The organism is Alkalibacterium iburiense, assembly GCF_039521845.1.
Taxonomy (GTDB): domain Bacteria; phylum Bacillota; class Bacilli; order Lactobacillales; family Carnobacteriaceae_A; genus Alkalibacterium; species Alkalibacterium iburiense.
On the sequence record NZ_BAAACW010000173.1, the window covers coordinates 1 to 875 of the forward strand.

General features: G+C 37.1%; 1 protein-coding gene. It reads left to right on the plus strand.

The features are described from left to right. The coding region (locus tag ABDZ53_RS12810; RefSeq protein ID WP_343757139.1) for a hypothetical protein at positions 1 to 835 on the plus strand (835 nt) is incomplete at its 5' end. Positions 836 to 875 lie beyond the last annotated feature (40 nt).

An 875-nucleotide genomic window follows, 5' to 3' on the forward strand; every position in this document is an offset into this window, starting at 1 on the left:
TTGTCGTGTCCTTAACGAACAAACAAAAAAAGATGAAGAAGGCAAAGTAACAGTAAAAAAGGGTAAAGAGATCAGTCCCTCTAGCTTACAAACACCATATGAACCCGAAGCAACGTATCGCTTTAAATCGGGTGAAGGGTATATCGGTTATATCGCTAATATTGTAGAAACAGTTGATGAAGACTATTCTTTCATTACTCAATACAGTTTCGATACGAATCTCCACAGCGACGCAGCCTACGCCTATGAGACTATAGAAAAACTCGGAAAACAGAAAGAATTAACAACTATAGTCGCCGATGGTGCATACGATAATGAAGAAGCTAAAGCTCTAGGGCACATCAATGGGATTGATCTCATTACTACAGACTTTAAAGGCCGGAAACCTAATCCAGCCTACTTAGGTATTGAGATAGATGAAGAAAAAAAAGAAGTCATTCAACTACCTCATGGGGTGAAACCCCTTCGATCAACCTATTACCCAAAAGAAGATAAATACCGGGTCGTTATTGACAATGAAAGTTACCAACAGTGTCCAGATAATCTTAAAAAATTAATGAAGCATTTGAAACACACAAAATATTTTATAGTTAGTCCTATGCGCATTCGACGAGCAGAAGAAGCTGAACGTATGAAAGAAAAAGATTTTTCTCTTTATGCCAATTTTCGAAATGGCATAGAAGGGGTTCCGTCTGTTCTAAGAAGAAAATATAATGTCGATTGCATGCCTTTCAAGGGCTTAGTGTGTAAAAAACACTGTCTGGGTATAAAACTACTAGCGATAAACGTCAAAAAAGCCATTAAATACAAACAAAACAGAGAGAGAATTGCCTAACATAAGCCAATGGCTACTGATTATCCTTTTCAAAAGCTAA